Genomic DNA, 24,109 nt, shown 5'->3' on the forward strand with positions numbered 1-24,109 from the left:
GTAATTCCATGTACTGATAATAATATCAATAAGTTCGCGCGCCTGATTTTGCCCTTAATTCTGGCGGGCGCATATGAAAAAAATGTGATAAAAAGTTGGGTGCGTCACGCAAACGATTAATCACTTACAACACAACATAGTCAGGCAGGGTCGAGCGTCATGATCCCACAGATTTCTCAAGCGCCAGGTGTCGTTCAACTGGTGCTGAATTTTTTGCAGGTACTGGAGCAACAGGGTTTTACCGGCGATACCGCCACCAGCTACGCCGACAGGCTAACGATGGCAACTGATAACAGTGTATATCAGCTGTTGCCGGATGCGATTTTATTCCCCCGTTCCACGGCAGACGTGGCTCTGCTGGCAAGACTGGCAGCGGAAGAGCGTTTTAAAACGCTGATCTTTACCCCGCGCGGAGGCGGCACCGGCACGAACGGCCAGGCGCTGAACGCCGGGATCATCGTCGATATGTCCCGCTATATGAACCGCATTATTGAAATCAATCCCGAAGAAGGGTGGGTGCGGGTGGAGGCGGGGGTCATTAAGGACCAGCTTAATCAGTTTCTTAAACCGTACGGCTACTTTTTTGCCCCGGAACTGTCGACCAGCAACCGCGCCACGCTTGGCGGGATGATCAACACCGACGCCTCCGGGCAGGGGTCGCTGGTCTACGGTAAAACCTCCGATCACGTACTCGGGGTGCGCTCGGTGCTGATCGGCGGCGATATTCTTGACACTCAGCCAATCCCGGCGGCGCTGGCGGAAACCCTGGGCGCAGAACAGTCGGCGATCGGGCGGATCTATCGCACGGTATATCAACGCTGCAAAGCGCAGCGGCAGCTGGTTATCGATAAATTCCCGAAACTTAACCGTTTCCTCACGGGTTACGATCTGCGCCACGTGTTCAACGACGACATGAGCGAATTTGATCTGACCCGAATCCTGACCGGTTCCGAAGGCACGCTGGCGTTTATTACCGAAGCGCGGCTGGATATCACCCGTTTGCCGAAAGTGCGCCGGCTGGTCAACGTTAAGTACGATTCCTTTAACTCTGCGCTGCGCAACGCGCCGTTTATGGTGGAAGCGAAGGCGCTTTCGGTCGAAACGGTCGACTCGAAGGTGCTCAATCTGGCGCGGGAGGATATTGTCTGGCATTCGGTTAGCGAGCTCATTACCGACGTTGCGGATAAGGAGATGCTGGGGCTGAATATCGTCGAGTTCGCCGGTGATGACGCCGAACTGATTGACGGCCAGGTGACGACCCTGTGTCAGCGCCTGGATGAACTGATAGCACGCAACGAGGCGGGCGTAATCGGCTGGCAGGTTTGTCACGAGCTGGACGGCGTCGAGCGCATCTATGCGATGCGGAAAAAAGCGGTTGGGCTTCTGGGGAATGCCAAAGGGGCCGCCAAACCGATACCTTTCGCCGAAGATACCTGCGTGCCGCCGGAACACCTGGCCGATTATATTGCTGAATTCCGTGAGCTGCTCGACGGCCACGGGCTGAGCTACGGTATGTTTGGTCATGTCGATGCCGGCGTGCTGCACGTGCGGCCGGCGCTGGATATGTGTGACCCGCAGCAAGAGATGCTGATGAAGCGGATCTCCGATGACGTGGTCGCGTTAACCGCTAAGTACGGCGGTCTGCTATGGGGGGAACACGGCAAGGGTTTTCGCGCTGAATACAGTCCGGCATTCTTCGGCGAAGAGCTGTTCGGCGAACTGCGCAAAATTAAAGCCGCGTTTGACCCGGATAACCGTCTGAACCCGGGTAAAATCTGTCCTCCGGAAGGCGTTGATGCGCCGATGATGAAGGTGGATGCGGTCAAGCGCGGGACATTCGATCGGCAGATCCCCATCGCCGTGCGCAGCTCGTGGCGCGGCGCGATGGAGTGTAACGGCAATGGCCTGTGCTTCAACTTTGATGCCAAAAGCCCGATGTGCCCGTCGATGAAGGTCAGCAACCACCGTATTCACTCGCCGAAAGGGCGGGCAACGCTGGTGCGTGAATGGCTGCGCCTGCTGGCGGACCGCGGCATCGACCCCAATCAGCTGGAAAAAGATCTGCCGGAAAAACGCGCCAGCCTGCGTACTCTGGTGGAGCGTACCCGCAATAGCTGGCACGCACGTAAAGGCGAGTACGATTTCTCCCATGAGGTTAAAGAGGCGATGTCCGGCTGTCTGGCCTGTAAAGCCTGCTCGACCCAGTGTCCGATTAAAATCGACGTTCCGGAGTTCCGTTCGCGTTTCCTGCAGCTTTACCATAGCCGCTATTTGCGCCCGGTTCGCGACCATCTGGTGGCGACGGTTGAATCCTACGCGCCGCTGATGGCGCATGCGCCAAAGACCTTCAACTTCTTTATCAATCAGCCGTGGATGCGCAAGCTATCAGAAAAGCATATTGGTATGGTTGATCTTCCGCTGCTTTCCGTCCCATCGTTGAAGCAGCAGATGGTCGGCCACCGTTCGGCGAATACCACCCTGGAACAGCTGGAAGCGCTGAGCCCGGAGCAGAGGGCGAAGAGGGTGCTGGTGGTTCAGGATCCCTTCACCAGCTATTACGATGCGCAGGTGGTTGCCGACTTTGTTCGCCTGATCGAGAAAGTAGGATACCAGCCGGTGCTGCTGCCGTTCTCTCCCAACGGCAAGGCGCAGCATATTAAGGGCTTCCTGACGCGATTCGCGCGCACCGCGCAGAAAACTGCCGACTTCCTTAACCGCGTGGCCCAGCTCGGCATGCCGATGGTGGGTGTCGATCCGGCGCTGGTGCTCTGCTATCGCGATGAATACAACCAGGTGCTGGGCGACAAGCGCGGCGATTTTCGCGTGATGCTGGTGCATGAATGGTTGCCGCAGGCGTTGACGGAAACCGCAGCGCAGGATCAAGGCGGCGAGTCGTGGTATCTGTTTGGTCACTGTACTGAGGTGACGGCGCTTCCCGCTTCTACCCGGCAGTGGGCGGATATCTTCGCACGCTTTGGCGCGAAGCTGGAAAACGTTAACGTGGGCTGCTGCGGTATGGCCGGGACCTACGGTCATGAAGTGAAGAATCACGCCAATTCGCTGGCCATCTACGCGCTCTCGTGGCAGCAGGCGATGCAGCGCCTGCCGCGCAACCGCTGTCTGGTCACCGGCTACTCCTGCCGTAGCCAGGTGAAGCGTATTGAAGGCAGCGGCGTGCGCCATCCGCTGCAGGCGCTACTGGAGATTATGGGATGATTTGGAAACGTCACAGCACGCTGGAGCAGCTGAACGCGATGGGCGACGGGAATATGGTCGGCCTGCTGGATATTCGCTTCGAGGCCATGACCGATGAGACCATCGCCGCGACCATGCCGGTAGACAGCCGCACCCATCAGCCGTTTGGCCTGCTGCACGGCGGCGCATCGGTGGTATTAGCGGAAACGTTAGGTTCGGTGGCGGGCTACCTGTGCAGCGAAGGTGAACAGAAGGTGGTCGGTCTGGAGGTCAATGCCAACCATATTCGTTCGGTGCGCAGCGGGAGGGTTCGCGGCGTGTGCCGGGCGCTGCACGTCGGCTCCCGTCACCAGGTGTGGCAGATCGACATTACTGATGAGCAGGGGCGTCTTTGCTGTTCGTCGCGGTTGACCACAGCCGTAATTTAAGTCAATTAAGGGGGAAGATTTCCCCCTTAATACTTATTACCTGCCATCCTTCATCACCGCTGAACGTACCTACGCTATATCCGCTAGCTGCCGGTTTGCACTATTATTTGTATTGAGATTTAACCAGGCCCAAAGTTAACGCTTTATAAGAAAAGTCCTGGCTTAACTTTGCTGCTCACCAGGGATTATTAGCCTTCTACCTTTTATATTCTTTGGTCGCTTATTTGTGCGACATCTTTAGCGCGTAGACCATTATGTTTGATATGACAAGCTCATCCATGTTAAATATAAATTTATCAAACATCGTTAATATTTATGCTAATATTTTTAATACCAGAATTTACAAGGTAACAAGAGGACGGAGTTAGCTATGGGTATCATTTCATGGATCATTTTTGGGCTTATTGCCGGTATTTTAGCCAAGTGGATTATGCCGGGGAAAGACGGCGGCGGGTTTATCGTTACCGTAATTCTCGGTGTCATCGGTGCAGTTGTCGGGGGTTGGATTAGTACTTTCTTCGGCTTTGGCCGGGTCGACGGTTTTAATTTCGGCAGCTTTGTCGTCGCGGTGATTGGTGCGCTGGTCGTACTCTTCATCTACCGTAAGATCAGAAGCTAACCGCACCAGCAACGTCATAAAGTGCAGAGGCTGCCGCCATTGTCGGCAGCCTTTTTAATACTTCTAAAATGTCCGAGTGTTTAATTTCCCCTCTTTCATTCTATTACCACGATACGCGCTTACAGCGCGGGCATATCGGGGACCGGCACGACTTCAACGCGCACTTCATAATGTTTAGCTTTGCTGGCTGGAATCAGCGGCGTGAGTTTATTGATCGTTTCGACCGGATTATCGGTGGCTACGGTGGCGGAGAAAATAACCGGTTTTTTCGGCGGCACAGGGAAAGGCATTGGGCCATAACCCTGAGTCAGCTCGAAGGGGGGATGGCCAGCATTATGCGCCTCAGCCGCCGGTAAGGGCGTTTCGGCTTTCTCTGCATCGGCGGCGAACGCGCTGGTGACGGTAATCGAAACGACGGCGAAGAGCGCAATGATAGTTTTTTTCATTTTTGTTACCTCATAAGTATGTCGATAAAAGCTTAGAGGCAACGCTTTTGGCAAACAATCCCACGGGGGGCGAATCCTATGAATCTCCTTATTTCTTCACGAATGTGAAAGCCTGTACGCGACGGTGAGGCTTACGAAATTTAAGGGGGAAATGGGGTTAATCGAGCAAAACGCTAATAATTAACAGGACGACCATACACATCGACATGACATCTGTTTCTATATCCATAGTTCAGTACAACACAGGTTCCCGATCGGTCGCCGTTGCGACATTGCGTGAAAAGATGAAGGAAATTTAGCAGCGCATTCTACAGGAGCCAGCCGGCACTGAATAAATCTTTATTTCTGTGAAATGACAGCACTTATAATGAAAACGAATAGGTTTCGTTGCATGAATGGATTCGCGTTAGTGAGGGGGCAAACAGCGTCTCAATTTGGCATATTGGTCGGGTGGCGCGTCAGGCGGCGCGGGAGCCAGAGGGGCAATGGGAGGCAAATGCCATCGTCCCGCCGGATACGCACGTGAAGAAAATATTAATACTGTTTATTGGCCGCCGCGCCTCATTATGCGCAGCGCGGCATCAACCGATGCCACGGTGGACGCCGACGCGGCGAACAGGCGGCAGGACTTCGCTGGAAGCAGGGCTCCGCTTAGTCCACGCGTTTGCCTTTGGTCGCCTCTCCGCCGCCGAGTGCGGCTTGATTAATTTTATCTTCGTGGGTATTAATCAATTGCGTGAGCGCTATTTGCTCCTGAAATTTAGTCAGCAGAAGCTCAGCGTCGGATTTAAGAATATCTTCCGATGATTCAAGCACCGAGTTAATTGCTTTGGTCACATTCCCAACCAGCTCCGCGACCCCTCCTTCCTCGCCAATGGCAAGCATCAATGCGCTTATCAGCAGCGACTGGGCCTCAACCTGCGCAGCAAGCTGCTTGTTTTCTGCATCCATCGCTGAAATTTTCGCGATGATGCTGAGAATGACATTATTCATGATAATCCTTAAATCAATGAGTTAAACGCCGAAGATCACGCTGGTTATATTCGTTGCAGGATCAGCGAAATATCCATTGAAGATAAATATGCCAGAAAATATATCATCAGTGGTAGTGGGGTATTTTCATTATCGGTTGCAGGCGATCCGTCGCTATGGCTTTATCTCAATGTGCTGTCAGATGATTTTGCTGCCGGCACGCTGGCTTGTTGCGGCCTGAAGCGTGTAACTCATTGAATGTCCAGCAAGTAGATGAAAAGTGCTTTTTCCCGCGCCTATTTTATAAATCGGTATTTTCGATACATCTTTGCCATTGCCTGCAATTAAGCGCGCCAAACGTCAATATCTTATTATTTTTCAATATATTAAAACAGAAATTCGCAGGCTGAAAACGCCGAGCACAGGGTCTATGCTTATAAAAAGCGCAAGAAATGAGCCAGCGGGGACAATACCCCTTCTCCGGATGGGTTGAAGTGATAATCATTATCACTAACATAGTGGGTATGCCCTGATGGCGTCAACCTATGAGGTAGAGCGATGGATTCACATGCAGGAACTTTTAATCCCGAAGATTTCAGCTGGCGCGGCCTGGCGATGACCCCAGCCGCCGCCGCCCATATTCGCGAACTGGTCAGCAAACAACCCGACAAGCAGGGGCTACGCCTGGGCGTTAAAACCAGCGGCTGCGCCGGCTTTGGCTACGTTCTCGAACTCATCGCTGAACCGGCGCAGGACGATCTGCTTTTTGAGCGCGATGGCGCGAAACTGTGGGCGCCGCTGCAGGCCATGCCGTTTATCGATGGCACCGAGCTCGACTACGTCCGCGAAGGTTTAAACCAGATCTTTAAATTTCATAACCCCAAAGCGCAGCACGAATGCGGCTGCGGCGAAAGTTTTGGCGTTCAGGCGGAGTAACTATGTCTCGTAATACTGAAGCAACTGACGATGTCAAAACCTGGAGCGGCGGGCCACTCAACTATAAAGAGGGCTTTTTTACCCAGCTACAGACCGATGAGCTGGCGAAAGGCATAAATGAAGAGGTGGTTCGGGCGATTTCTGCACGCCGCAATGAACCAGAATGGATGCTGGAGTTTCGTCTGAACGCCTTCAAGGCCTGGCAGGCAATGGAAGAGCCGCACTGGCTGAAAGCGCACTACGACAAGCTGAATTATCAGGATTACAGCTATTACTCAGCGCCCTCCTGCGGCAACTGCGATGACGCCTGCGCTTCTGAGCCGGGAGCTCTACAGCAAACGGGGTCCAGCGCATTTCTGACCAGCGAAGTCGAAGAGGCGTTTAACCTTCTCGGCGTACCGGTTCGCGAAGGGCGGGAGGTGGCCGTCGACGCCATTTTTGACTCGGTTTCCGTGGCGACCACCTATCGCGAAAAGCTGGCGGAGCAGGGGATTATTTTCTGCTCCTTCGGCGAAGCGATTCACGATCACCCTGAACTGGTCAGGAAATACCTCGGCACCGTAGTACCGGGCAACGACAACTTCTTTGCCGCCCTTAACGCGGCGGTAGCCTCCGACGGCACCTTTATCTATGTGCCCAAAGGCGTGCGCTGCCCGATGGAGCTGTCGACCTATTTCCGCATCAACGCCGAGAAAACCGGCCAGTTCGAACGCACCATACTGGTCGCCGACGAAGGCAGCTACGTGAGCTATATCGAAGGCTGTTCGGCGCCGGTACGCGATAGCTACCAGCTGCACGCGGCGGTGGTGGAGGTGATCATTCATAAAGATGCCGAGGTGAAGTACTCCACGGTGCAAAACTGGTTCCCCGGCGACAATAATACCGGCGGGATCCTTAATTTCGTGACCAAGCGCGCGCTTTGCGAAGGCGAGAACAGCAAAATGTCGTGGACCCAGTCGGAAACCGGCTCGGCGATCACCTGGAAGTATCCGAGCTGTATTCTGCGCGGCGATAACTCCATTGGCGAGTTCTTCTCGGTAGCGCTGACCAGCGGCCACCAGCAGGCGGACACCGGCACCAAGATGATCCATATCGGCAAAAACACCCGTTCGACGATTATCTCGAAGGGGATTTCAGCCGGCCACAGCCAGAACAGCTATCGCGGCCTGGTCAAAATCATGCCCACCGCGACCAACGCGCGCAACTTCACCCAGTGCGACTCCATGCTGATTGGCCCGGACAGCGGGGCGCATACCTTCCCGTATGTAGAATGCCGTAATAACAGCGCGCAGCTTGAGCACGAAGCGACCACCTCCCGTATCGGCGAAGATCAGCTGTTCTACTGTCTGCAGCGCGGAATCAGCGAAGATGATGCCATCTCGATGATCGTTAACGGTTTCTGTAAGGATGTCTTCTCAGAGCTGCCGCTGGAGTTTGCCGTAGAAGCGCAAAAATTACTGGCGATTAGCCTTGAACACAGCGTCGGCTGATAACAAAGGAAATAAGATGTTAAGTATAAAAAATTTGCAGGTCGCCGTTGAAGACAAAGAGATCCTGCGCGGACTGAATCTGGACGTTCGCCCCGGCGAAGTGCATGCCATTATGGGCCCGAACGGTTCCGGTAAAAGTACGCTCTCCGCCACGCTTGCCGGACGTGAAGACTATGAGGTGACCGGCGGCAGCGTGGAGTTTAAAGGCAAAGATCTGCTGGAACTCTCCCCTGAAGATCGCGCCGGCGAGGGCATCTTCATGGCCTTTCAGTATCCGGTTGAAATTCCCGGCGTCAGCAATCAGTTTTTCCTGCAAACCGCGCTGAACGCCGTGCGCAGCTACCGCGGCCAGGAGCAGCTTGACCGCTTTGACTTCCAGGACCTGATGGAGGACAAAATTAAGCTGCTGAAGATGCCGGAGGATCTGCTGACCCGCTCGGTTAACGTCGGCTTCTCCGGCGGCGAGAAAAAGCGCAACGATATCCTGCAGATGGCGGTGCTGGAACCGGAGCTGTGCATCCTGGACGAGTCGGACTCCGGGCTGGATATCGACGCCCTGAAGATTGTTTCCGACGGCGTTAACTCGCTGCGCGACGGCAAGCGCTCGTTTATTATCGTCACCCACTATCAGCGCATTCTCGACTATATCAAGCCGGATTACGTCCACGTGCTGTACCAGGGGCGGATTGTTAAATCCGGCGATTTTACTCTGGTCAAACAACTGGAGGAGCAGGGCTATGGCTGGCTTACCGAACAGCAGTAACGCGCTGCAGCAGTGGCACCATCTGTTTGAAGCGCAAAGCGAGCAGCGCAGCCCGCAGGCGCATCAGCATTTGCAACAGCTTCTGCGGCTGGGGCTGCCGACGCGTAAACATGAAAACTGGAAATATACGCCGCTGGATGCGTTACTGAACCATACTTTTGTCGCTGCGGAACCGCAGACGCTGACGGCGGCCCAACGCGACGCGCTGGGGCTGGCGGTGGACGCATGGCGTCTGGTTTTTGTCGACGGCCAGTTTAACGAACGCCTGAGCGACGACCTGACCGCCAGCGGCTTTGAGGTGCGGGTAGATAACGACCGTCAGCCGCTGCCTGAAGCCGTTCAGCCCGAAGTTTTTCTGCATTTGACCGAAAGCCTGGCGACCAGCGTCACCCATATCCGGGTCGGGCGCCACCAGCGACCGGAAAAGCCGCTGCTGATCGTGCACATGACGCGCGGGCTGGCGGGCGATGAAATGAACACCGCCCACTATCGCCACCATCTGGAGCTGGAGAGCGGCGCGCAGGCGACTATTATCGAACACTATCTGAGCCTCAACGACGCCGCCCATTTTACCGGCGCAAGGCTGACGATGTCCGTGGCGGATAACGCCCACCTGCAGCATATCAAGCTGGCGTTTGAAAATGCGCAAAGCTACCACTTTGCCCATAACGATTTGGCCCTCGGACGCGACGCCTCCGCCTTCAGCAGCAGTTTTCTGCTCGGCGCCTCGGTACTACGCCACCACACCAGCACGCAGTTGAACGGTGAAAACAGCAACCTGCGGATTAACTCGCTGGCGATGCCGGTTAACAACGAAGTGTGCGACAGCCGCACCTGGCTCGATCATAAGGTCGGATACTGTAACAGCCGTCAGCTGCACAAAACCATCGTCAACGATAAAGGGCGCGCGGTGTTTAATGGACTGATCAACGTCGCCCAGCATGCGATTAAAACCGATGGCCAGATGACCAACAATAATTTGCTGCTTGGCCGCCTGTCCGAAGTGGATACCAAGCCGCAGCTGGAAATCTACGCTGATGACGTAAAGTGCAGCCACGGCGCGACCATCGGGCGCATTGATGATGAACAGCTGTTTTATCTGCGTTCGCGCGGCATTACGCAGCAGGCGGCGCAGCAGATGATTCTTTACGCCTTTGCCGCGGAGCTCACGGAAGCGATCGATGATGAGGCGCTCAGGCAGCAGATACTGGCGCGTATTGGCCAGCGTTTGCCGGGAGGTAAAGCATGACATTTTCTGTGGAACGCGTGCGCGCGGATTTTCCCGTGCTTAATCGCGAGGTGAACGGTCAGCCGCTGGCCTACCTTGATAGCGCCGCCAGCGCGCAGAAGCCGGAAGCGGTGATCAACGCTGAGGCGGAGTTTTACCGCCACGGCTATGCGGCGGTACACCGCGGCATTCATACCCTTAGCGCGGAAGCCACGGCGCGGATGGAGCAGGTGCGTCAGCAGGGGGCGACGTTCCTGAATGCCCGATCGGCAGAAGAGCTGGTGTTTGTTCGCGGTACCACGGAAGGCATTAATCTGGTAGCGAACAGCTGGGGCAATGCTAACGTCGGCGCAGGGGACAATATCATCGTCAGCGCGATGGAGCATCACGCCAATATCGTGCCGTGGCAGATGCTGTGCGCCAGGGTGGGCGCCGAACTGCGGGTCATCCCGCTGAATCAGGACGGTACGCTGCAGCTCGATGCCATCCCCGGCCTGTTTGATGAGCGCACCCGGCTGCTGGCAATCACCCAGGTGTCTAACGTGCTGGGAACCGAAAACCCGGTCGCCGCCCTGGTGGCTTTAGCCCATCAGCACGGCGCCAAAGTGCTGGTGGACGGCGCGCAGGCGGTGATGCACCATCCGGTGGACGTGCAGGCTCTGGACTGTGATTTCTACGCATTTTCCGCGCATAAGCTTTACGGCCCCACCGGTATCGGCATGCTCTACGTTAAGCAGGATATCCTGCAGGATATGGCGCCTTGGGAAGGGGGCGGGTCGATGATCGCCACGGTCAGCCTGACGCAAGGCACGACCTGGACAAAAGCGCCGTGGCGCTTCGAGGCGGGAACGCCGAACACCGGCGGTATCATCGGGCTGGGGGCGGCGCTGGATTACGTCAGCGCGCTGGGTCTGACGCAGATCGCGGAATATGAACAAACCCTGATGCGCTACGCGCTGCAGGCGCTGGAGAGCGTGGCGGATTTAACCCTTTATGGTCCGCAAAATCGGCTCGGGGTGATTGCCTTTAATCTCGGCAAGCATCATGCCTACGATGTCGGCAGCTTCCTGGATAACTACGGCATTGCGGTACGTACCGGGCACCATTGCGCCATGCCGCTCATGGAGTTCTACGGCGTCCCTGCCATGTGCCGGGCGTCGCTGGCGATGTACAATACCACGGAAGAGGTGGACCGGCTGGTAGCGGGCCTGCAGCGGATCCACAAATTGTTAAGCTAAAGGAAGCAACTATGGCGGCGTTACCTGATAAAGACAAACTGCTGCGCAACTTTAGCCGTTGCGCGAACTGGGAAGAGAAATATCTCTATATCATCGAACTGGGGCAGCGCCTTGCGCCGCTGAGCCCGGAAGAGCATAGCGCGCAGAACATCATTCAGGGCTGCCAGAGCCAGGTATGGATCGTGATGACGCAGGAGCAGAGCGGCGCAATTGCGCTTCGCGGCGATAGCGATGCCGCTATTGTGAAAGGGCTTATCGCGGTGGTGTTTATTCTTTACGATCGGATGACGGCGAAGGATATCCTCGCTTTTGATGTGCGCCCGTGGTTTGAAAAAATGGCCCTCACGCAGCACCTGACGCCTTCACGGTCGCAAGGACTGGAAGCGATGATCCGCGCAATCCGCGCGAAGGCGGCAAATCTTAGCTAGAATTAAACAGTAGATTTCATTCTGTTATGCGCGACGGGAGGGGAACCTCCCGTTGTGCATAACAGGCCTGGCGTTTTATCAGCGAAAGAAGGAATCTCAGTATGAAACGCGCTTCTCTCATCACCATAGCCGTTCTGAGCGCCCTCAGCGCGTCACATGCAGCCTGGGCCGTCGATTACCCTCTTCCCCCTGCCAACAGTCGTTTGATTGGTGAGAACCAGTCCTGGACGGTACAGGAGGATGATCGCAACCTGCAGGCGATTGCCCGTCGTTTCGATACCGCAGCGATGCTGATCCTCGAAGCGAACGATACGATTGCCCCGGTGCAGCCTAAACCGGGTACCCAGGTGCTGATTCCCTCCCGGATGCTGCTGCCGGACGTGCCGCGGGAAGGGATCGTCGTCAACCTGGCCGAGCTGCGCCTGTACTACTTCCCGCCGGGAATGAACCAGGTGCAGGTTTATCCCCTCGGGATTGGTCAGCAGGGGCTGGAGACCCCGGAGATGACCACGCGAATAGGGCAGAAAATTCCGAACCCGACCTGGACGCCGACGGCAGGCATTCGCGCTCGCTCGCTGGAGAAAGGAATTAAGCTGCCGCCGGTCGTGCCCGCAGGACCGAATAACCCGCTGGGGCGTTATGCGCTGCGCCTGGCATACGGCAACGGGGAATATCTTATTCATGGCACCAGTGCGCCAGATAGCGTCGGACTACGCGTTAGCTCCGGCTGTATGCGCATGAATGCGGCGGATATTCAGGCGTTATTCAATCAGGTGAAAAGCGGGACGCCGGTGCGGATTATCAATCAGCCGGTCAAGTTCGCCGTGGAGCCGGACGGTAAGCGCTATGTTGAAGTTCATCGACCGTTGACGCCGGATGAGACCAGCAACCCGCAGACGATGGCCTATACGCTTCCTGCGGAGTTCCATCAATTCTCCGGCGATAAAGCGGTGGATGAGGCCATGCTTAAACGCGCGCTGACCCGGCGAGCAGGATATCCGGTGGTGGTATCCGCGGGCAGCAGCTCGACGTCGGGCCTGTCCGTACAGAGTGCGCCGGTAGACGAAGCAAAAAGGGTGCCGTAGGCGGGGGAACGAGAGGCAAAAAAAATGGCGCACAATGTGCGCCATTTTTATTACACAGATACTATTACTTACGGTATTTAGTAGCTGCGTTGTCCAGACGCTGGTTAGCGCGAGCTGCGTCATCTTTAGCAGCCTGAACGTCGGAACGCATTGCGTTCACGTCGTTGCTCAGCTGGTCAACTTTAGCGTTCAGAGTCTGAACGTCAGAAGACAGCTGATCGATTTTAGCATTGCTGGAGCAACCAGCCAGCAGAGTAGAACCCAGGATTACCGCGCCCAGTACCAGTTTAGTACGATTCATTATTAATACCCTCTAGATTGAGTTAATCTCCATGTAGCGTTACAAGTATTACACAAACTTTTTTGTGATGAGAATATTTTTTTACTTTAATACGCTTATTTTTGATCGTTCGCTCAAAGAAGCATCGAAATCATCAGGTAACCTTAAAAAGGCGAGAGAAAACAGCGCGCTTCCATCGGATTCATCTTAGATAATCTCGCGTTAAATAGTAAATTCCGATTTGCATTTTTATTAATAGCAGCTAGTGCTGGAATAAAAAAAAGCGCCTCAATGAGGCGCCTTTAAAGGAAATACTAATTAACCTGTAAATTATTACAGCACGTGCACGGAAGCGGTATTGGTGGTTCCGCTCGGGACTAATGCGCCGGAAACCATAACAACCACGTCGCCTTTGCGCGCCAGGCCGCTCTGCAGCGCCAGCTCTTTACCGAGGTGATAGAAAGCGTCGGTAGAGGCGATCTCTTCAACCAGCTGCGCTACCACGCCTTTGCTCAGCACCAGCTGACGCGCAGTGGTTTCGTTGGTGGTCAGCGCCAGGATGGTTGCATCCGGGAAGTATTTACGTACGGCGCGCGCGGATTTACCGCCCTGGGTCGCGACGACGATCAGCGGCGCTTCCAGTTTTTCTGCCGTTTCAACCGCACCGCGGCAGACCGCTTCGGTGATGCGCAGCTTACGGTTATCGTTGTTGTACTCAAGACGGCTGGTCATCACGCGGTCGGTACGTTCGCAGATGGTCGCCATGATGGTGACCGCTTCCAGCGGATATTTACCTTTTGCGGATTCGCCTGAGAGCATGACAGCATCGGTGCCGTCGAGGATGGCGTTAGCCACGTCGCCCGCTTCCGCACGGGTCGGACGCGGGTTTTTGATCATGGAATCCAGCATTTGGGTCGCGGTAATAACGACTTTACGCGCGCGGATACATTTTTCGATCATCATTTTCTGCGCGAAGATAACTTCTTCAACCGGGATTTCAACGCCCAGGTCGCCACGCGCAACCATGATGCCGTCAGAAGCTTCGAGGATTTCATCGAAGTTGTTCAGGCCTTCCTGGTTTTCAATTTTAGAGATGATCTGGATCTTCTCGCCGCCGTGAGCTTTCAGGTGCTCGCGGATTTCCACGACGTCAGAACGCTTACGGATAAAGGAGGCCGCAACAAAGTCCACGCCCTGCTCGCAACCGAAGATCAGGTCCTGTTTGTCTTTCTCAGCCAGCGCCGGCAGAGCGATAGATACGCCCGGCAGGTTAACGCCTTTGTTCTCGCCGAGGTCGCCGTTGTTCAGCACTTTACAAACAACTTTGTTACCTTCGATCGCGGTGACTTCCATACCGATCAGACCATCGTCGACCAGTACGGTGTTGCCGACGCTCAGGTCGCTGGTGAAGCCTTCATAGGTCACCGCAACGATTTCGTTATTACCTACTACCGATTTGTCGGTGGTGAAGGTGAAAGTCTGGCCCGCTTTCAGGGAGACGTCGTTACCGCCTTCCAGCTTAATGGTACGGATTTCCGGACCTTTGGTATCCAGAAGGATTGCCGCTTTCTTGCCCGTTTTGCTCATCACATTGCGCAGGTTCTGGATGCGCTGGCCGTGTTCCGCATAGTCACCGTGAGAGAAGTTCAGACGCATAACGTTCATACCGGCGTCCAGCATTTTGGTCAACATCTCTTCGGATTCGGTTTTCGGACCGATGGTGCAAACAATTTTGGTCTTTTTCATGACAGTTTAATCTTTAAGTTGTGAAGGATAGGGATGGGGAATCTGACTCCGTGGGCGTACTGCCGCAGAGTTAAACCTGTATTACGAAAGTTGCTATGCCACGCTCTAAGGATAGGTGACAACAAAAGAGCGTGCAGAAGAATGTGTGCTGGCGGTTCAGCCCATGAAAAGAGGCAACGTGTTATGCGTTTAGTCATGCAATCCAATGCGCTGAAACCATTCAATAAGAATTTGCCGGGCATTATACGTTGCCCAATCCAAAAAAGAAAATGAAAACCATGTTTCATTTCTATAGTTATATACTTAACAAAATGCAAACTAAACCTACGCTTATGCGCAACACATTTTTTCATCAGCTGACAAGATAAAGCGGGCGGAAATGCGGATTTATTCACAACTTTGCCAGCAAAAATACGTCGCTGAGGCGAAATCATCGCGCTGGTTTGATTTAAGCGGGAAATATATCAATAATGATTTGATTGATAATGAAAATTTGAGAGCCAAATAGCATGGGAAACACAGCCAAAGATGAGGCGCTGTATCAGGAAATGTGCCGCGTTGTCGGTAAAGTCGTGCTTGAGATGCGCGACCTGGGTCAGGAGCCAAAGCATATCGTTATCGCCGGCGTGCTGCGTACCGCCCTGGCAAACCCGAAGGTCAAGCGCTCAGCGCTGACGCAGGAAGCGATGGAGAAGGTGGTCCATGCGCTTTCCGGCAGCTAGCCGGACCTGCGCGTTTCCCTGAGCTTCATGAAATCACAAAGCGTATCACCGCTTTGACGGCAATATCGCAGTGGTGGGCGACCATCGCTTCATCATCAATGGCCGGCATCGGGTCGTCCAGATAGAGGCTGCTAAAGGTATAAAAGTTCGACACCTGATAGAAGCTAAAGCTGCTGATCAATCGATGCACATCGCGCGCCTCCAGACCCGCCTGAAACACGCCTTGCTGCTGGCCGCGCTGCAGAATATCTTCCAGAATAGACAGAGCGGTACGGTTTAGCGGTTTCAGCTGTCCGGAGCTTTTCAGCCACTTGCCGCGCTGCATGTTTTCCATACAGATAACCCGCATATAGTCGGCGTGCGTGGCGTGATAGCGCACGCTCCACTTTACCAGCTGCACCAGCGCCTCAACCGGCGGCACGTTTTCCAGCCCAAGCTGCTGCTCGGTTTCGCGGATCCTCGCGTAGACGTGCTGGAGCACGGCCTGATAAAGCTGCTCTTTGGTCTTGAAGTAGTAGACCACCATGCGTTTAGTGGTCTGCGCTTCGGTGGCGATTTGCTCCATTCGCGCGCCCGACAAACCGTGCTCGGCGAAAACGGTAATAGCGGCGGCGAAGATCCGCTCCTTAAGCGATTGTGCTTCATCATGAGCAACGGCAGACATAACGGCTCCTTTTCGTGAGATGCAAAAAATACACATATTGATCACAATTTTGCAACCAGCCATGGCGCAATTGAACCAAATGATTCATATTCAGGTCATTAAGTCAGCTCATGACCCGAGGACACTATGTTGCGCTCCATCGCCACCGTCTCGATTTCCGGTACCTTACCCGAAAAGCTCCATGCCATCGCAGCGGCGGGCTATCAGGGCGTCGAAATTTTTGAAAACGATCTGCTCTATTATACCGGTACGCCGGCCGATATCCGCCACCTGGCGGCTGATTTAGGGCTAAAAATCACGCTTTTTCAACCGTTTCGTGATTTTGAAGGCGCCAGCCGCGCCCAGTTCACCGCTAATATGGAACGCGCCAGACGCAAATTTGCGCTCATGCATGAGCTGGGCTGCGATACCATGCTGCTGTGCAGTAACGTTCAGCCGGACTGTTCCGCCGACGTCGAACTGCAGGTGGCCGATTTACGCGCTCTGGCTGAGCTGGCGGAGCAGGAAGGCATCACCCTCGGCTACGAGGCGCTGGCCTGGGGCACCCACGTTAACCGCTGGCATCAGGCATGGGCGCGGGTCAAACGCGTCGATAGCCCGGCGCTGGGTATTGTGCTCGACAGTTTCCACGTGCTGGCGCGCGGTGACACGCTGGCGCATCTGGCGGACGTGCCGCTGGAGAAAATCACCTTTGTACAGATGGCTGACGCGCCACTGATGAAAATGGATATCCTCGAATGGAGCCGCCACTTCCGCTGCTTCCCCGGTCAGGGACAGCTGCCGCTGGTGGATTTTGCCTGCGAGATTATCCGCTGCGGCTATCGTGGCCCCTGGTCGCTGGAGATTTTTAACGACAGCTTCCGGGCTTCTCCCAACGGTGCGACGGCGAAAGATGGCTATCGCTCGCTGCTGTGGCTGGAAGAGCAGGTCCGCCACCGGCTGCCGGAAAGCCGCGCGCCGCTGTTTGCACCGGCTGAACTACCGGTCTATGCCGGGCTCGAGTTTATCGAGTTTGCCGCCACGCCATCGCAGGCGGGAGTACTCGGAGACAGGCTGGCGCAGCTCGGCTTTGCCGAAGAGGGGACGCATCGCTCAAAACGCGTCTCCCTCTGGCGCAACGGTGGGGCGCGGGTGGTGGTTAACGCCCAACCGCATAGCTGGGCCGACCATTTTCATCAGCGTCACGGAGTCTCTCTCTGCGCTATGGCGCTACGCGTCAGCCAGAGTGCGGCAATCGTCGAGCGCGCCCGCGCCTTGGGCTATGCCACCTGGCAGGGCGATGCCGGTCCCAACGAAAGCCCAATCCCGGCGGTTTGCGCCCCGGACGGTAGCCTGATTTATCTGATTGAAGTGGGCGACGATATCTACACGCGCGATTTCCATCTGCGCACGGACGTCACGCCGCGCGACGATTATTGTGGTATCGATCACCTGGCACTTGGCATGGAGCCGGATAGCCGCGATAACTGGATCATTTTTTTCCGCACCGTATTCGGCTTTATCCTTGAGCATGAACAAACGCTACCCGATCCGTACGGGCTGGTGCGCAGCCTGGCGGTAAGCAGTCCGCAGGGCGACATCCGCTTTGCGCTGAATATTTCGCAAAGCCGCGCCACGCAAATTGCCCGTTCAGTGGCCTGTTATCAGGGGGCAGGTTTACAGCACGCGGCTTTTGCCTGCCGCGATTTATCCTCCACGCTTGCAACCGTGCCCGAGGTTGCCGTCAATGCGCTGCCGATTCCGGCGAACTACTATGAAGATTTGCTGGCCCGTTATGGGAAAGATGTTCCTGTTAACTTGTTGAAGAATCATCAAATTCTTTACGATCGCGATGGCAGCGGCGGCGAATTCTTTCACCTCTACACCCGACCGATTGCGGTGGGACGCTTTTTCTTTGAACTGACTGAACGGCGCAACGGTTACGCACTTTATGGTGCTGTAAATGCAGCTGTACGCTTGTCAGCAATGCAGTACACCGAGTAATGTAGCAGATGGTTCACCACCCAACGTTGCAAACACAATAACAATATCCGGCTGTACCCTATGACAGGAAACGACTATGAACTCTTATAGCCACAATCACCCGACGGCGGCGGCCGCGTCCGGCGTGAGGCCCTCCCGGCGGCGTATCGGTATTCTTGCGCTGCTGGCCGTCGGCACCATGATCAACTATCTTGACCGTACGGTGCTGGGTATCGCCGCGCCGCAGCTGACCGCTGAGCTGGGTATTGATGCCGCAATGATGGGCATCGTGTTCTCCGCCTTTGCCTGGACCTACGCGCTGGCGCAGATCCCTGGCGGCATCTTCCTTGACCGCTTCGGCAACAAAGTGACCTATTTTCTGGCGCTGACCCTGTGGTCGCTATTCACCATGTTCCACGGCCTGGCGGTTGGCCTGAAAAGTCTGCTGTTGTGCCGCTTTGGCCTCGGCGTCAGCGAAGCGCCCTGTTTCCCGGTGAACAGTCGGGTGGTGAGCGCCTGGTTCCCGCAGCAGGAGCGGGCGAAGGCGACGGCGGTCTATACCGTCGGCGAATATCTCGGGCTGGCCTGCTTTTCGCCGCTGCTGTTCTGGATAATGGGCAGCTTCGGCTGGCGCGCGCTGTTTATTAGCGTCGGCGCGGTCGGCGTGATGTTCGCGCTGGTGTGGTGGCGCTGCTATCGCGAGCCGCATGAAGATAAACACCTCAATCAGCAGGAGCGAGAGCACATCGTCAACGGCGGCGGAATGTCCACCGGCGCAGAGCAGCATACCGCCTTTAGCTGGCCGCTGATTCGCCAGCTGCTGGCGAAAAGACAGATTCTCGGCGCCAGCATCGGGCAGTTTGCCGGTAATACGGTGCTGGTCTTCTTCCTGACCTGGTTTCCAACTTATCTGGCCACCGAACGCCATATGCCGTGGATTAAGGTCGGCTTCTTTGCCATCATGCCGTTCCTGGCGGCGGCGGGCGGCGTGATGTTCGGCGGCTGGGTCTCGGATAAGCTGCTGAAGGCCACCGGTTCGGCGAATCTCGGGCGTAAACTGCCGATCATTGCCGGTCTGCTGATGGCGAGCACGATTATCTCCGCCAACTGGCTGACCAGCGATCTGGCGGTGATTCTGGTGATGTCGTTCGCCTTTTTTGGCCAGGGGATGGTGGGCCTGGGCTGGACGTTAATTTCCGATATCGCGCCGAAAGGCCTTGGCGGTCTGACCGGCGGCTTGTTTAACTTCTGCGCTAATCTTGCCGGGATCCTGACGCCGCTGATCATCGGTTTCATCGTCGCGGCCTCCGGCAACTTCTTCTACGCGCTTGTTTATATCGGCGGCGCTGCGCTGCTGGGCGTAGCGGCATATGTGTTTATTTTGGGTGACGTCAAGCGTATCGAACTTTCGCAGTAACGTGATGCAGTCGTTGTTAAAGGAGCAAGGAATGGTGATTAGTGGAAATACGCGGCTGATAGCGCATCTTGGCTATCCGACCGCGAAGTTTAAAGCGCCGATGATTTATAACCCGTGGTTTGCCGATCGACAGGTTGACGCCAAAGTAGTGCCGATGGGTGTGAAGACTGAGGACTACGCCGCCTTTGTCCCGATGCTATTTAAAATGACCAATATTATTGGCGCGCTGGTCACCATGCCGCACAAAATCGCCACCTGCGGGCTGGTGCAGCATCTTAGCCCGACGGCGGCAATTGCGGGCGCCTGTAACGCGATTCGCCCCGAAGCCGACGGCACGCTCAGCGGTGATATGTTTGACGGAGAAGGCTTTGTTCTCGGTATCCGGCGCAAAGGGTTCGCGACGCAAGGGGCGCGGGCGCTGGTGGTGGGCAGCGGCGGCGTCGGCTCGGCCATTGCCGCATCGTTGGCGGCAGCGGGCGTCAGCGCCCTGACGCTGTACGACGTCCGCCCGCAGACGGCGGAAGCGCTGGCCGGACGTCTGCTCGAGCACTATCCTCGGCTGGATATCACTCTGATGCAGCGCGACCCGCAGGGGCACGATCTGGTGGTCAACGCTACGCCGCTGGGGATGAAAGAGGGCGATCCGCTGCCGCTGGACCCGCAGCGCCTGGCGCCGGGCACTTTTGTTGGCGAAGTGGTTATGGCCCAGGAATTTACTCCGCTACTGCAGGCCGCGCGGGCGGCGGGCTGCCCCATTCAGCGCGGCACCGACATGCTGTTTGAAATGATCCCGGCCTATCTGCGCTTCTTTAACCTGCCGGTGGCAACGCCGGAACAGCTGCGCGAACTGGCGGAAATTGGCTACTGAAATGATCTGAACCTGCGTTATTATAGCGCTGTATTTATGACTATATAGCGATGGTTCTTATGACTCCCTCCCTAAAGCTGCTGGCAGCGGGAAGCCTGAAAAGCGCTTTCATTCCGCTGCTGGCGCGCTTTCAGCAACAGACCGGCATCCCGGTCGACGTCCATTTCGGTCCGGCTGGTCTGCTGCGCGAGCGCATTGAGGCCGGAGAGCCGTGCTCCGTGTTCGCCTCGGCCAATAGCCATCATCCGCAGGCGCTGCGTCAGGCGGGGCTGGCCGGAGAGTGCTATTGGTTCGCCCGGAATCAGCTGATGCTGACCGTCCGGCGCGACGCGAAAACCGAGGCGCGGGAGTGGCTGACGCTGCTCAGCGACCCGGGCTTGCGTCTGGCAACCTCAACGCCGGGCTGCGACCCTTCAGGCGACTACACCTGGCAGCTTTTCTCCCGCATTGAAGAGCGCTGTCCCGGCGTCGGTGCCGCCATCATGACGCGCGCGCGTCCGCTGGTAGGCGGCCGAGACTCGCTGCCGGTGCCTGCGGGAGAAACCGCCGGGGCGTGGCTCATTCGGCAAAATTTAACCGATCTGTTCATCGGCTATGCGCATTACGCCGCGCAGATGGCGGCGTGCAGCGATCTGCGCACGCTGGTTATTCCGCCGGCGTGGAATGTTCGCTGCGATTATCAACTGACGCAGATTGAACAGAGCGCCGGGGCGCAGCGTCTGTGCCGCTTTATCCTCGGCGGAGAGGGCCAGCGTTTTCTGAAAAACGCCGGCTTTTTGGCCATCAACGGCGAATCGTAAACTGCGGGGCCAGCAGCGGCAGCGCCGAGCCCGGGTGACAGATTTTGCGTACCGCCAAACCATACGCGCGCTGAAGATTCTCTTCCGTCAGTACGGCGGTGGATTCTCCCGCCAGCCATTCACCGTCGGGGAGCAGTAGCAAAGTCTGGTTCGCTACCTGCAGGGCGTGGGTGGGATCGTGCGTGGTAAACAGCACCGTCCGCTTCTGGCGATATGCCAGGTCGCTAATCAGCTGCAGCACCAGCTGCTGATTGGCCAGATCCAGCGCCGAGCAGGGTTCATCCAGCAGGATATTCTGGCTGGCTCCCACCAGCGCCCTGGCGATGAGCACCAGCTGCTGCTGGCCGCCGGACAGCGCACGGAAAACCTTGTCGGCGAGCGTCGCGATCCCCAACTGCGCCAGCGCCTCCTGGACCTGGCGCTCGTCGTCCGCCGATGGCTGAGCGAACAGGTTAACGTGGCGCGCCCGCCCCATCAGCACCACGTCACGTACCAGCCAGCTAAAGGCTGGACGAAAATGCTGCGGCACGATGGCGATACCGCCGGTGCCGGTAAACTGGCCGCCGAGCGGCGCCAGGACGCCGGTCAGGGTATCGAGCAGGGAGCTTTTGCCGCGGCCGTTGGCGCCAAGTACCGCCCAGATATCACCGGATCGGCACTGCAGGTTCAGCGGGGCGAATAGCGGTCGGCTATAACCGTAGAGCAGGTTGCTTAAATTCAGGGAAAGGGTCATCAGCGCGCGCCCGTGCGTCGCGACTGCACCAGCAGCCAGGTGAACAGCGGCGCGCCAAGCAGCGCGGTGATAATACCAATGGGAATTTCGGCCTGGGTTAGCGTGCGGGCAAGGTCATCGACGACGATCATAAAACCGCCGCCGAGCCAGAAGGCGATAGGGAGAAGACGCCGGTGATCGGCGCCGGTCAGCAGCCGCGCCAGATGCGGGATCACCAGCCCGACCCATGCGATGCTGCCGCTGACCGCCACCTGAGCGGCGACCAGCACCGCGCAGCATACCAGCACCCCGCGACGCAGCGCGGTCACCGAAACGCCCAGCCCGCGGGCCTCTTTTTCCTCCAGCGCCAGCAGGTTAATCCGCCAGCGGAGCCTGAACAGCACCATCGCGGCGCAGGCTACCGGTAGCGCCATCAGCAGGACTTTATGCCAACTGGCGGTGGCAAAGCTGCCGAGCAGCCAGAAGACGATATTCGGCAGCGTTTCTTCGGTATCGGCCAGATACTGCATCAGGCTCACCAGGGCGGCAAAAAAGCCGCTGAGGATAATTCCTGAGAGGATCAGTACCAGGGTACTTTCGCGCCCCTGCAGCGCGGCGATTAGATAGACCAGCATCAGCGCGGCAAGGCCGAGGAGAAAGGTCGAGGTCATCATCAGCGCGGCATTGAGTCCCAGCAGAATCGCCAGCGTCCCGCCGAAAGCGGAGCCGGAGGTGACGCCGATGATATGCGGGTCGACCAGCGGGTTCTGGAACACCCCTTGTAAGGTGGCCCCGCACAGCCCCAGCGCGCCGCCGGCCAGCAGCGCCATCACGATCCTCGGCAGTCTGACCGACCACACCACCTGACCGGCGACGCCGTCGAGGGGGGAAAGATGCGCCAGCTGGCGAAAAACCTCCGCCTGGCTTAACGGATACTGCCCGAGGCAGATAGAGGCGAGTGCAATCATGAGCGTCACCAGCGCGAGGGTACAGTGCAGCAGAGCCGGATGACGATGACTAAGCATCCGGCGACCACTTCACGCGGTAGAAACGCTGATAGTACTCCTGCGCCTTCGCATCGACATCAATGGTGTTATAGCGTGATGGATAGAGCTTTTTCGCCATCCACAGCTCGCCAATCGCCAGCGCCTCCGGCATCGGATAGCCCCAGGCCTTAGCGTACTCCGGCATCAGCCACACGCGATGGTTTTTGACCGCGTCAATGCTCTGCCACTGCGGGTCGTTTTGTATCTGTTTGACCACCTCCGGGTAGCGGTCCTGAACGAAAATTACCTGCGGATCCCACTGTAGTACCTGCTCCAGCGAGACCTGGCGCGCCCCCTTCACGCTGGCGGCGGCTACGTTCAGCGCTCCGGCGTGCTTCATCATCAGGCCGGTATATTTGCCCGAACCGTAGGTGTTGAGATCCGGATTGGCCATATACACCCGCACCCGCTCATTTTCCGGGATGTCGGCAACCGGCGCATTGGCCAGACTGCGCGCGCTGAAGGTGTAATCAATCAGCTGTTCGGCCTGATCCTGGCGACCGACCACTTCGCCAATCAGGCGGATCCCCTGTTTCAGCCCCTCATTGTAGGCCTGCTCTTCATTGGCCATTGTCGGGTTCATTTTGTTTTTCTCCCCTGCGGCATCCTGGCGCAGAGAGATCGCCACCACCGGGATCCCGGCGCTCTGGATCTGCTGGATCATCGCCTGCGGCGCATAGTTGGCAACGAAGACTACCTGCGGATGTAGCGCCAGCAGGCTCTCGATATTGACCTGAGTGAGATCGCCTGGCATCGGCAGTTTTTCAATGTTCGGCATAAAGCGCGCAAACTGCGGGCCAAGCTGTTTTTTCCAGCTGCTCAAAACGCCGACGACGTCGCCAGCAGCATTAAGTTGCACCAGCAGGTTTAAAGTTTGATGCTGGAGCACCACGACGCGGGTGACGCGGTCGGGGAGGGTGACTTCACGGCCCAGCTGGTCGGTGAGGGTGCGATCGGCAAAGGCCTGACCGGCGAACAGGCTGGCGCTTAACAGCGCCATAGCAAAGAAAACGCGCGGATGTCTGGACATGATGGGCTCAGCGGCAAAGGAAAAATCGTTGTAT

General features: G+C 56.6%; 23 protein-coding genes. 15 read left to right on the forward strand and 8 right to left on the reverse strand.

All coding sequences use genetic code 11. The features are described 5' to 3' along the window. Nucleotides 1–159 precede the first annotated feature (159 nt). The 3 genes from ABLV75_RS10855 (at nucleotide 160) to ABLV75_RS10865 (ending at nucleotide 4,242) form a co-directional block, all read left to right on the forward strand. Complete coding sequence (locus ABLV75_RS10855) at nucleotides 160–3,216, forward strand: FAD-binding and (Fe-S)-binding domain-containing protein (RefSeq protein ID WP_004102939.1); 3,057 nt, start codon at nucleotides 160–162, stop codon at nucleotides 3,214–3,216. Next, nucleotides 3,213–3,623, forward strand: coding sequence for a 1,4-dihydroxy-2-naphthoyl-CoA hydrolase (menI, locus tag ABLV75_RS10860; protein WP_004102937.1), 411 nt, complete (start codon nucleotides 3,213–3,215; stop codon nucleotides 3,621–3,623). Before ABLV75_RS10855 ends, menI begins: the two co-directional genes overlap by 4 nt. Before the next feature lie 370 nt (nucleotides 3,624–3,993). Next, nucleotides 3,994–4,242 (forward strand): GlsB/YeaQ/YmgE family stress response membrane protein, encoded by a 249-nt coding sequence (locus tag ABLV75_RS10865; protein ID WP_004102935.1) that lies wholly within the window; start codon nucleotides 3,994–3,996, stop codon nucleotides 4,240–4,242. Between the two features lie 119 nt (nucleotides 4,243–4,361). Here the strand turns inward: ABLV75_RS10865 and ABLV75_RS10870 are convergent, their stop codons facing one another. Continuing rightward, nucleotides 4,362–4,688, reverse strand: coding sequence for a hypothetical protein (locus ABLV75_RS10870; protein WP_004102933.1), 327 nt, complete (start codon nucleotides 4,686–4,688; stop codon nucleotides 4,362–4,364). A 651-nt stretch (nucleotides 4,689–5,339) separates the two neighbouring features. After that, on the reverse strand, nucleotides 5,340–5,681 hold the full coding sequence (gene iraP / locus ABLV75_RS10875) for an anti-adapter protein IraP (RefSeq protein ID WP_004102923.1): 342 nt from the start codon (nucleotides 5,679–5,681) through the stop codon (nucleotides 5,340–5,342). 537 nt (nucleotides 5,682–6,218) lie between these two features. Between iraP and sufA the strand changes: the two genes are divergently transcribed. The 7 genes from sufA (at nucleotide 6,219) to ABLV75_RS10910 (ending at nucleotide 12,828) form a co-directional block, all read left to right on the forward strand. Then, complete coding sequence (gene sufA, locus ABLV75_RS10880; RefSeq protein ID WP_004102921.1) at nucleotides 6,219–6,596, forward strand: Fe-S cluster assembly scaffold SufA; 378 nt, start codon at nucleotides 6,219–6,221, stop codon at nucleotides 6,594–6,596. 2 nt (nucleotides 6,597–6,598) lie between these two features. After that, nucleotides 6,599–8,086: a Fe-S cluster assembly protein SufB gene (gene sufB, locus ABLV75_RS10885; protein ID WP_004102919.1), complete on the forward strand. Its 1,488-nt coding sequence runs from the start codon at nucleotides 6,599–6,601 to the stop codon at nucleotides 8,084–8,086. Between the two features lie 16 nt (nucleotides 8,087–8,102). Further along, on the forward strand, nucleotides 8,103–8,849 hold the full coding sequence (gene sufC, locus ABLV75_RS10890; RefSeq protein ID WP_004102917.1) for a Fe-S cluster assembly ATPase SufC: 747 nt from the start codon (nucleotides 8,103–8,105) through the stop codon (nucleotides 8,847–8,849). Further along, the gene (gene sufD / locus ABLV75_RS10895) at nucleotides 8,824–10,098 is read left to right on the forward strand and encodes a Fe-S cluster assembly protein SufD (RefSeq protein WP_004102915.1); all 1,275 of its coding nucleotides are present in this window, start codon (nucleotides 8,824–8,826) and stop codon (nucleotides 10,096–10,098) included. Before sufC ends, sufD begins: the two co-directional genes overlap by 26 nt. Continuing rightward, the gene (sufS, locus tag ABLV75_RS10900; protein WP_016807788.1) at nucleotides 10,095–11,315 is read left to right on the forward strand and encodes a cysteine desulfurase SufS; all 1,221 of its coding nucleotides are present in this window, start codon (nucleotides 10,095–10,097) and stop codon (nucleotides 11,313–11,315) included. The genes sufD and sufS overlap by 4 nt, the downstream gene beginning before the upstream one ends. Nucleotides 11,316–11,326: 11 nt before the next feature. After that, nucleotides 11,327–11,743, forward strand: a complete 417-nt coding sequence (gene sufE, locus ABLV75_RS10905; protein ID WP_004102913.1) for a cysteine desulfuration protein SufE — start codon at nucleotides 11,327–11,329, stop codon at nucleotides 11,741–11,743. A gap of 101 nt (nucleotides 11,744–11,844) precedes the next feature. Then, nucleotides 11,845–12,828, forward strand: coding sequence for a L,D-transpeptidase family protein (locus ABLV75_RS10910; protein WP_004102911.1), 984 nt, complete (start codon nucleotides 11,845–11,847; stop codon nucleotides 12,826–12,828). 64 nt (nucleotides 12,829–12,892) lie between these two features. On the opposite strand, the gene lpp is transcribed toward ABLV75_RS10910, so the two are convergent. Together lpp and pykF are read right to left on the reverse strand one after the other, a co-directional pair. Beyond that, a complete protein-coding gene (gene lpp / locus ABLV75_RS10915; protein WP_003029373.1) occupies nucleotides 12,893–13,129 on the reverse strand; it encodes a murein lipoprotein Lpp in 237 nt (78 codons plus the stop codon). Between the two features lie 312 nt (nucleotides 13,130–13,441). Continuing rightward, nucleotides 13,442–14,854, reverse strand: a complete 1,413-nt coding sequence (pykF, locus tag ABLV75_RS10920) for a pyruvate kinase PykF (protein ID WP_004102909.1) — start codon at nucleotides 14,852–14,854, stop codon at nucleotides 13,442–13,444. A gap of 509 nt (nucleotides 14,855–15,363) precedes the next feature. Between pykF and fumD the strand changes: the two genes are divergently transcribed. Continuing rightward, nucleotides 15,364–15,576 (forward strand): fumarate hydratase FumD, encoded by a 213-nt coding sequence (gene fumD, locus ABLV75_RS10925; RefSeq protein WP_004102907.1) that lies wholly within the window; start codon nucleotides 15,364–15,366, stop codon nucleotides 15,574–15,576. A 25-nt stretch (nucleotides 15,577–15,601) separates the two neighbouring features. Here the strand turns inward: fumD and ABLV75_RS10930 are convergent, their stop codons facing one another. Beyond that, nucleotides 15,602–16,240 carry a TetR/AcrR family transcriptional regulator gene (locus tag ABLV75_RS10930; protein WP_004102904.1) on the reverse strand — a complete coding sequence of 213 codons (639 nt, stop codon included), beginning with the start codon at nucleotides 16,238–16,240 and terminating at the stop codon, nucleotides 15,602–15,604. 126 nt (nucleotides 16,241–16,366) lie between these two features. Here ABLV75_RS10930 and ABLV75_RS10935 point away from each other — a divergent pair, with 126 nt between their 5' ends. The 4 genes from ABLV75_RS10935 to ABLV75_RS10950 all read left to right on the forward strand — a co-directional run bounded on the left by ABLV75_RS10935 (nucleotide 16,367) and on the right by ABLV75_RS10950 (nucleotide 21,287). Then, nucleotides 16,367–18,223, forward strand: coding sequence for a sugar phosphate isomerase/epimerase and 4-hydroxyphenylpyruvate domain-containing protein (locus tag ABLV75_RS10935; RefSeq protein WP_004102902.1), 1,857 nt, complete (start codon nucleotides 16,367–16,369; stop codon nucleotides 18,221–18,223). Between the two features lie 76 nt (nucleotides 18,224–18,299). Then, the gene (locus ABLV75_RS10940) at nucleotides 18,300–19,619 is read left to right on the forward strand and encodes an MFS transporter (protein ID WP_004102899.1); all 1,320 of its coding nucleotides are present in this window, start codon (nucleotides 18,300–18,302) and stop codon (nucleotides 19,617–19,619) included. A gap of 31 nt (nucleotides 19,620–19,650) precedes the next feature. Beyond that, nucleotides 19,651–20,487, forward strand: a complete 837-nt coding sequence (locus tag ABLV75_RS10945) for a shikimate 5-dehydrogenase (protein WP_004102898.1) — start codon at nucleotides 19,651–19,653, stop codon at nucleotides 20,485–20,487. 59 nt (nucleotides 20,488–20,546) lie between these two features. Then, complete coding sequence (locus tag ABLV75_RS10950) at nucleotides 20,547–21,287, forward strand: substrate-binding domain-containing protein (RefSeq protein ID WP_004102896.1); 741 nt, start codon at nucleotides 20,547–20,549, stop codon at nucleotides 21,285–21,287. Here the strand turns inward: ABLV75_RS10950 and ABLV75_RS10955 are convergent. Genes ABLV75_RS10955 through ABLV75_RS10965 form a run of 3 tightly spaced genes read right to left on the reverse strand, consistent with a single transcriptional unit; the run spans nucleotide 21,271 to nucleotide 24,075 of the window. After that, on the reverse strand, nucleotides 21,271–22,020 hold the full coding sequence (locus ABLV75_RS10955) for an ABC transporter ATP-binding protein (RefSeq protein ID WP_004102894.1): 750 nt from the start codon (nucleotides 22,018–22,020) through the stop codon (nucleotides 21,271–21,273). The genes ABLV75_RS10950 and ABLV75_RS10955 overlap by 17 nt on opposite strands. Continuing rightward, complete coding sequence (locus ABLV75_RS10960; protein ID WP_004102892.1) at nucleotides 22,020–23,024, reverse strand: iron ABC transporter permease; 1,005 nt, start codon at nucleotides 23,022–23,024, stop codon at nucleotides 22,020–22,022. The genes ABLV75_RS10955 and ABLV75_RS10960 overlap by 1 nt, the downstream gene beginning before the upstream one ends. Then, nucleotides 23,017–24,075 carry an ABC transporter substrate-binding protein gene (locus tag ABLV75_RS10965; protein ID WP_004102890.1) on the reverse strand — a complete coding sequence of 353 codons (1,059 nt, stop codon included), beginning with the start codon at nucleotides 24,073–24,075 and terminating at the stop codon, nucleotides 23,017–23,019. The genes ABLV75_RS10960 and ABLV75_RS10965 overlap by 8 nt, the downstream gene beginning before the upstream one ends. Between the last annotated feature and the right edge of the window lie 34 nt (nucleotides 24,076–24,109).

It is taken from the genome of Klebsiella sp. CN_Kp066 (assembly GCF_040065135.1).
Lineage (GTDB): Bacteria > Pseudomonadota > Gammaproteobacteria > Enterobacterales > Enterobacteriaceae > Klebsiella > Klebsiella oxytoca.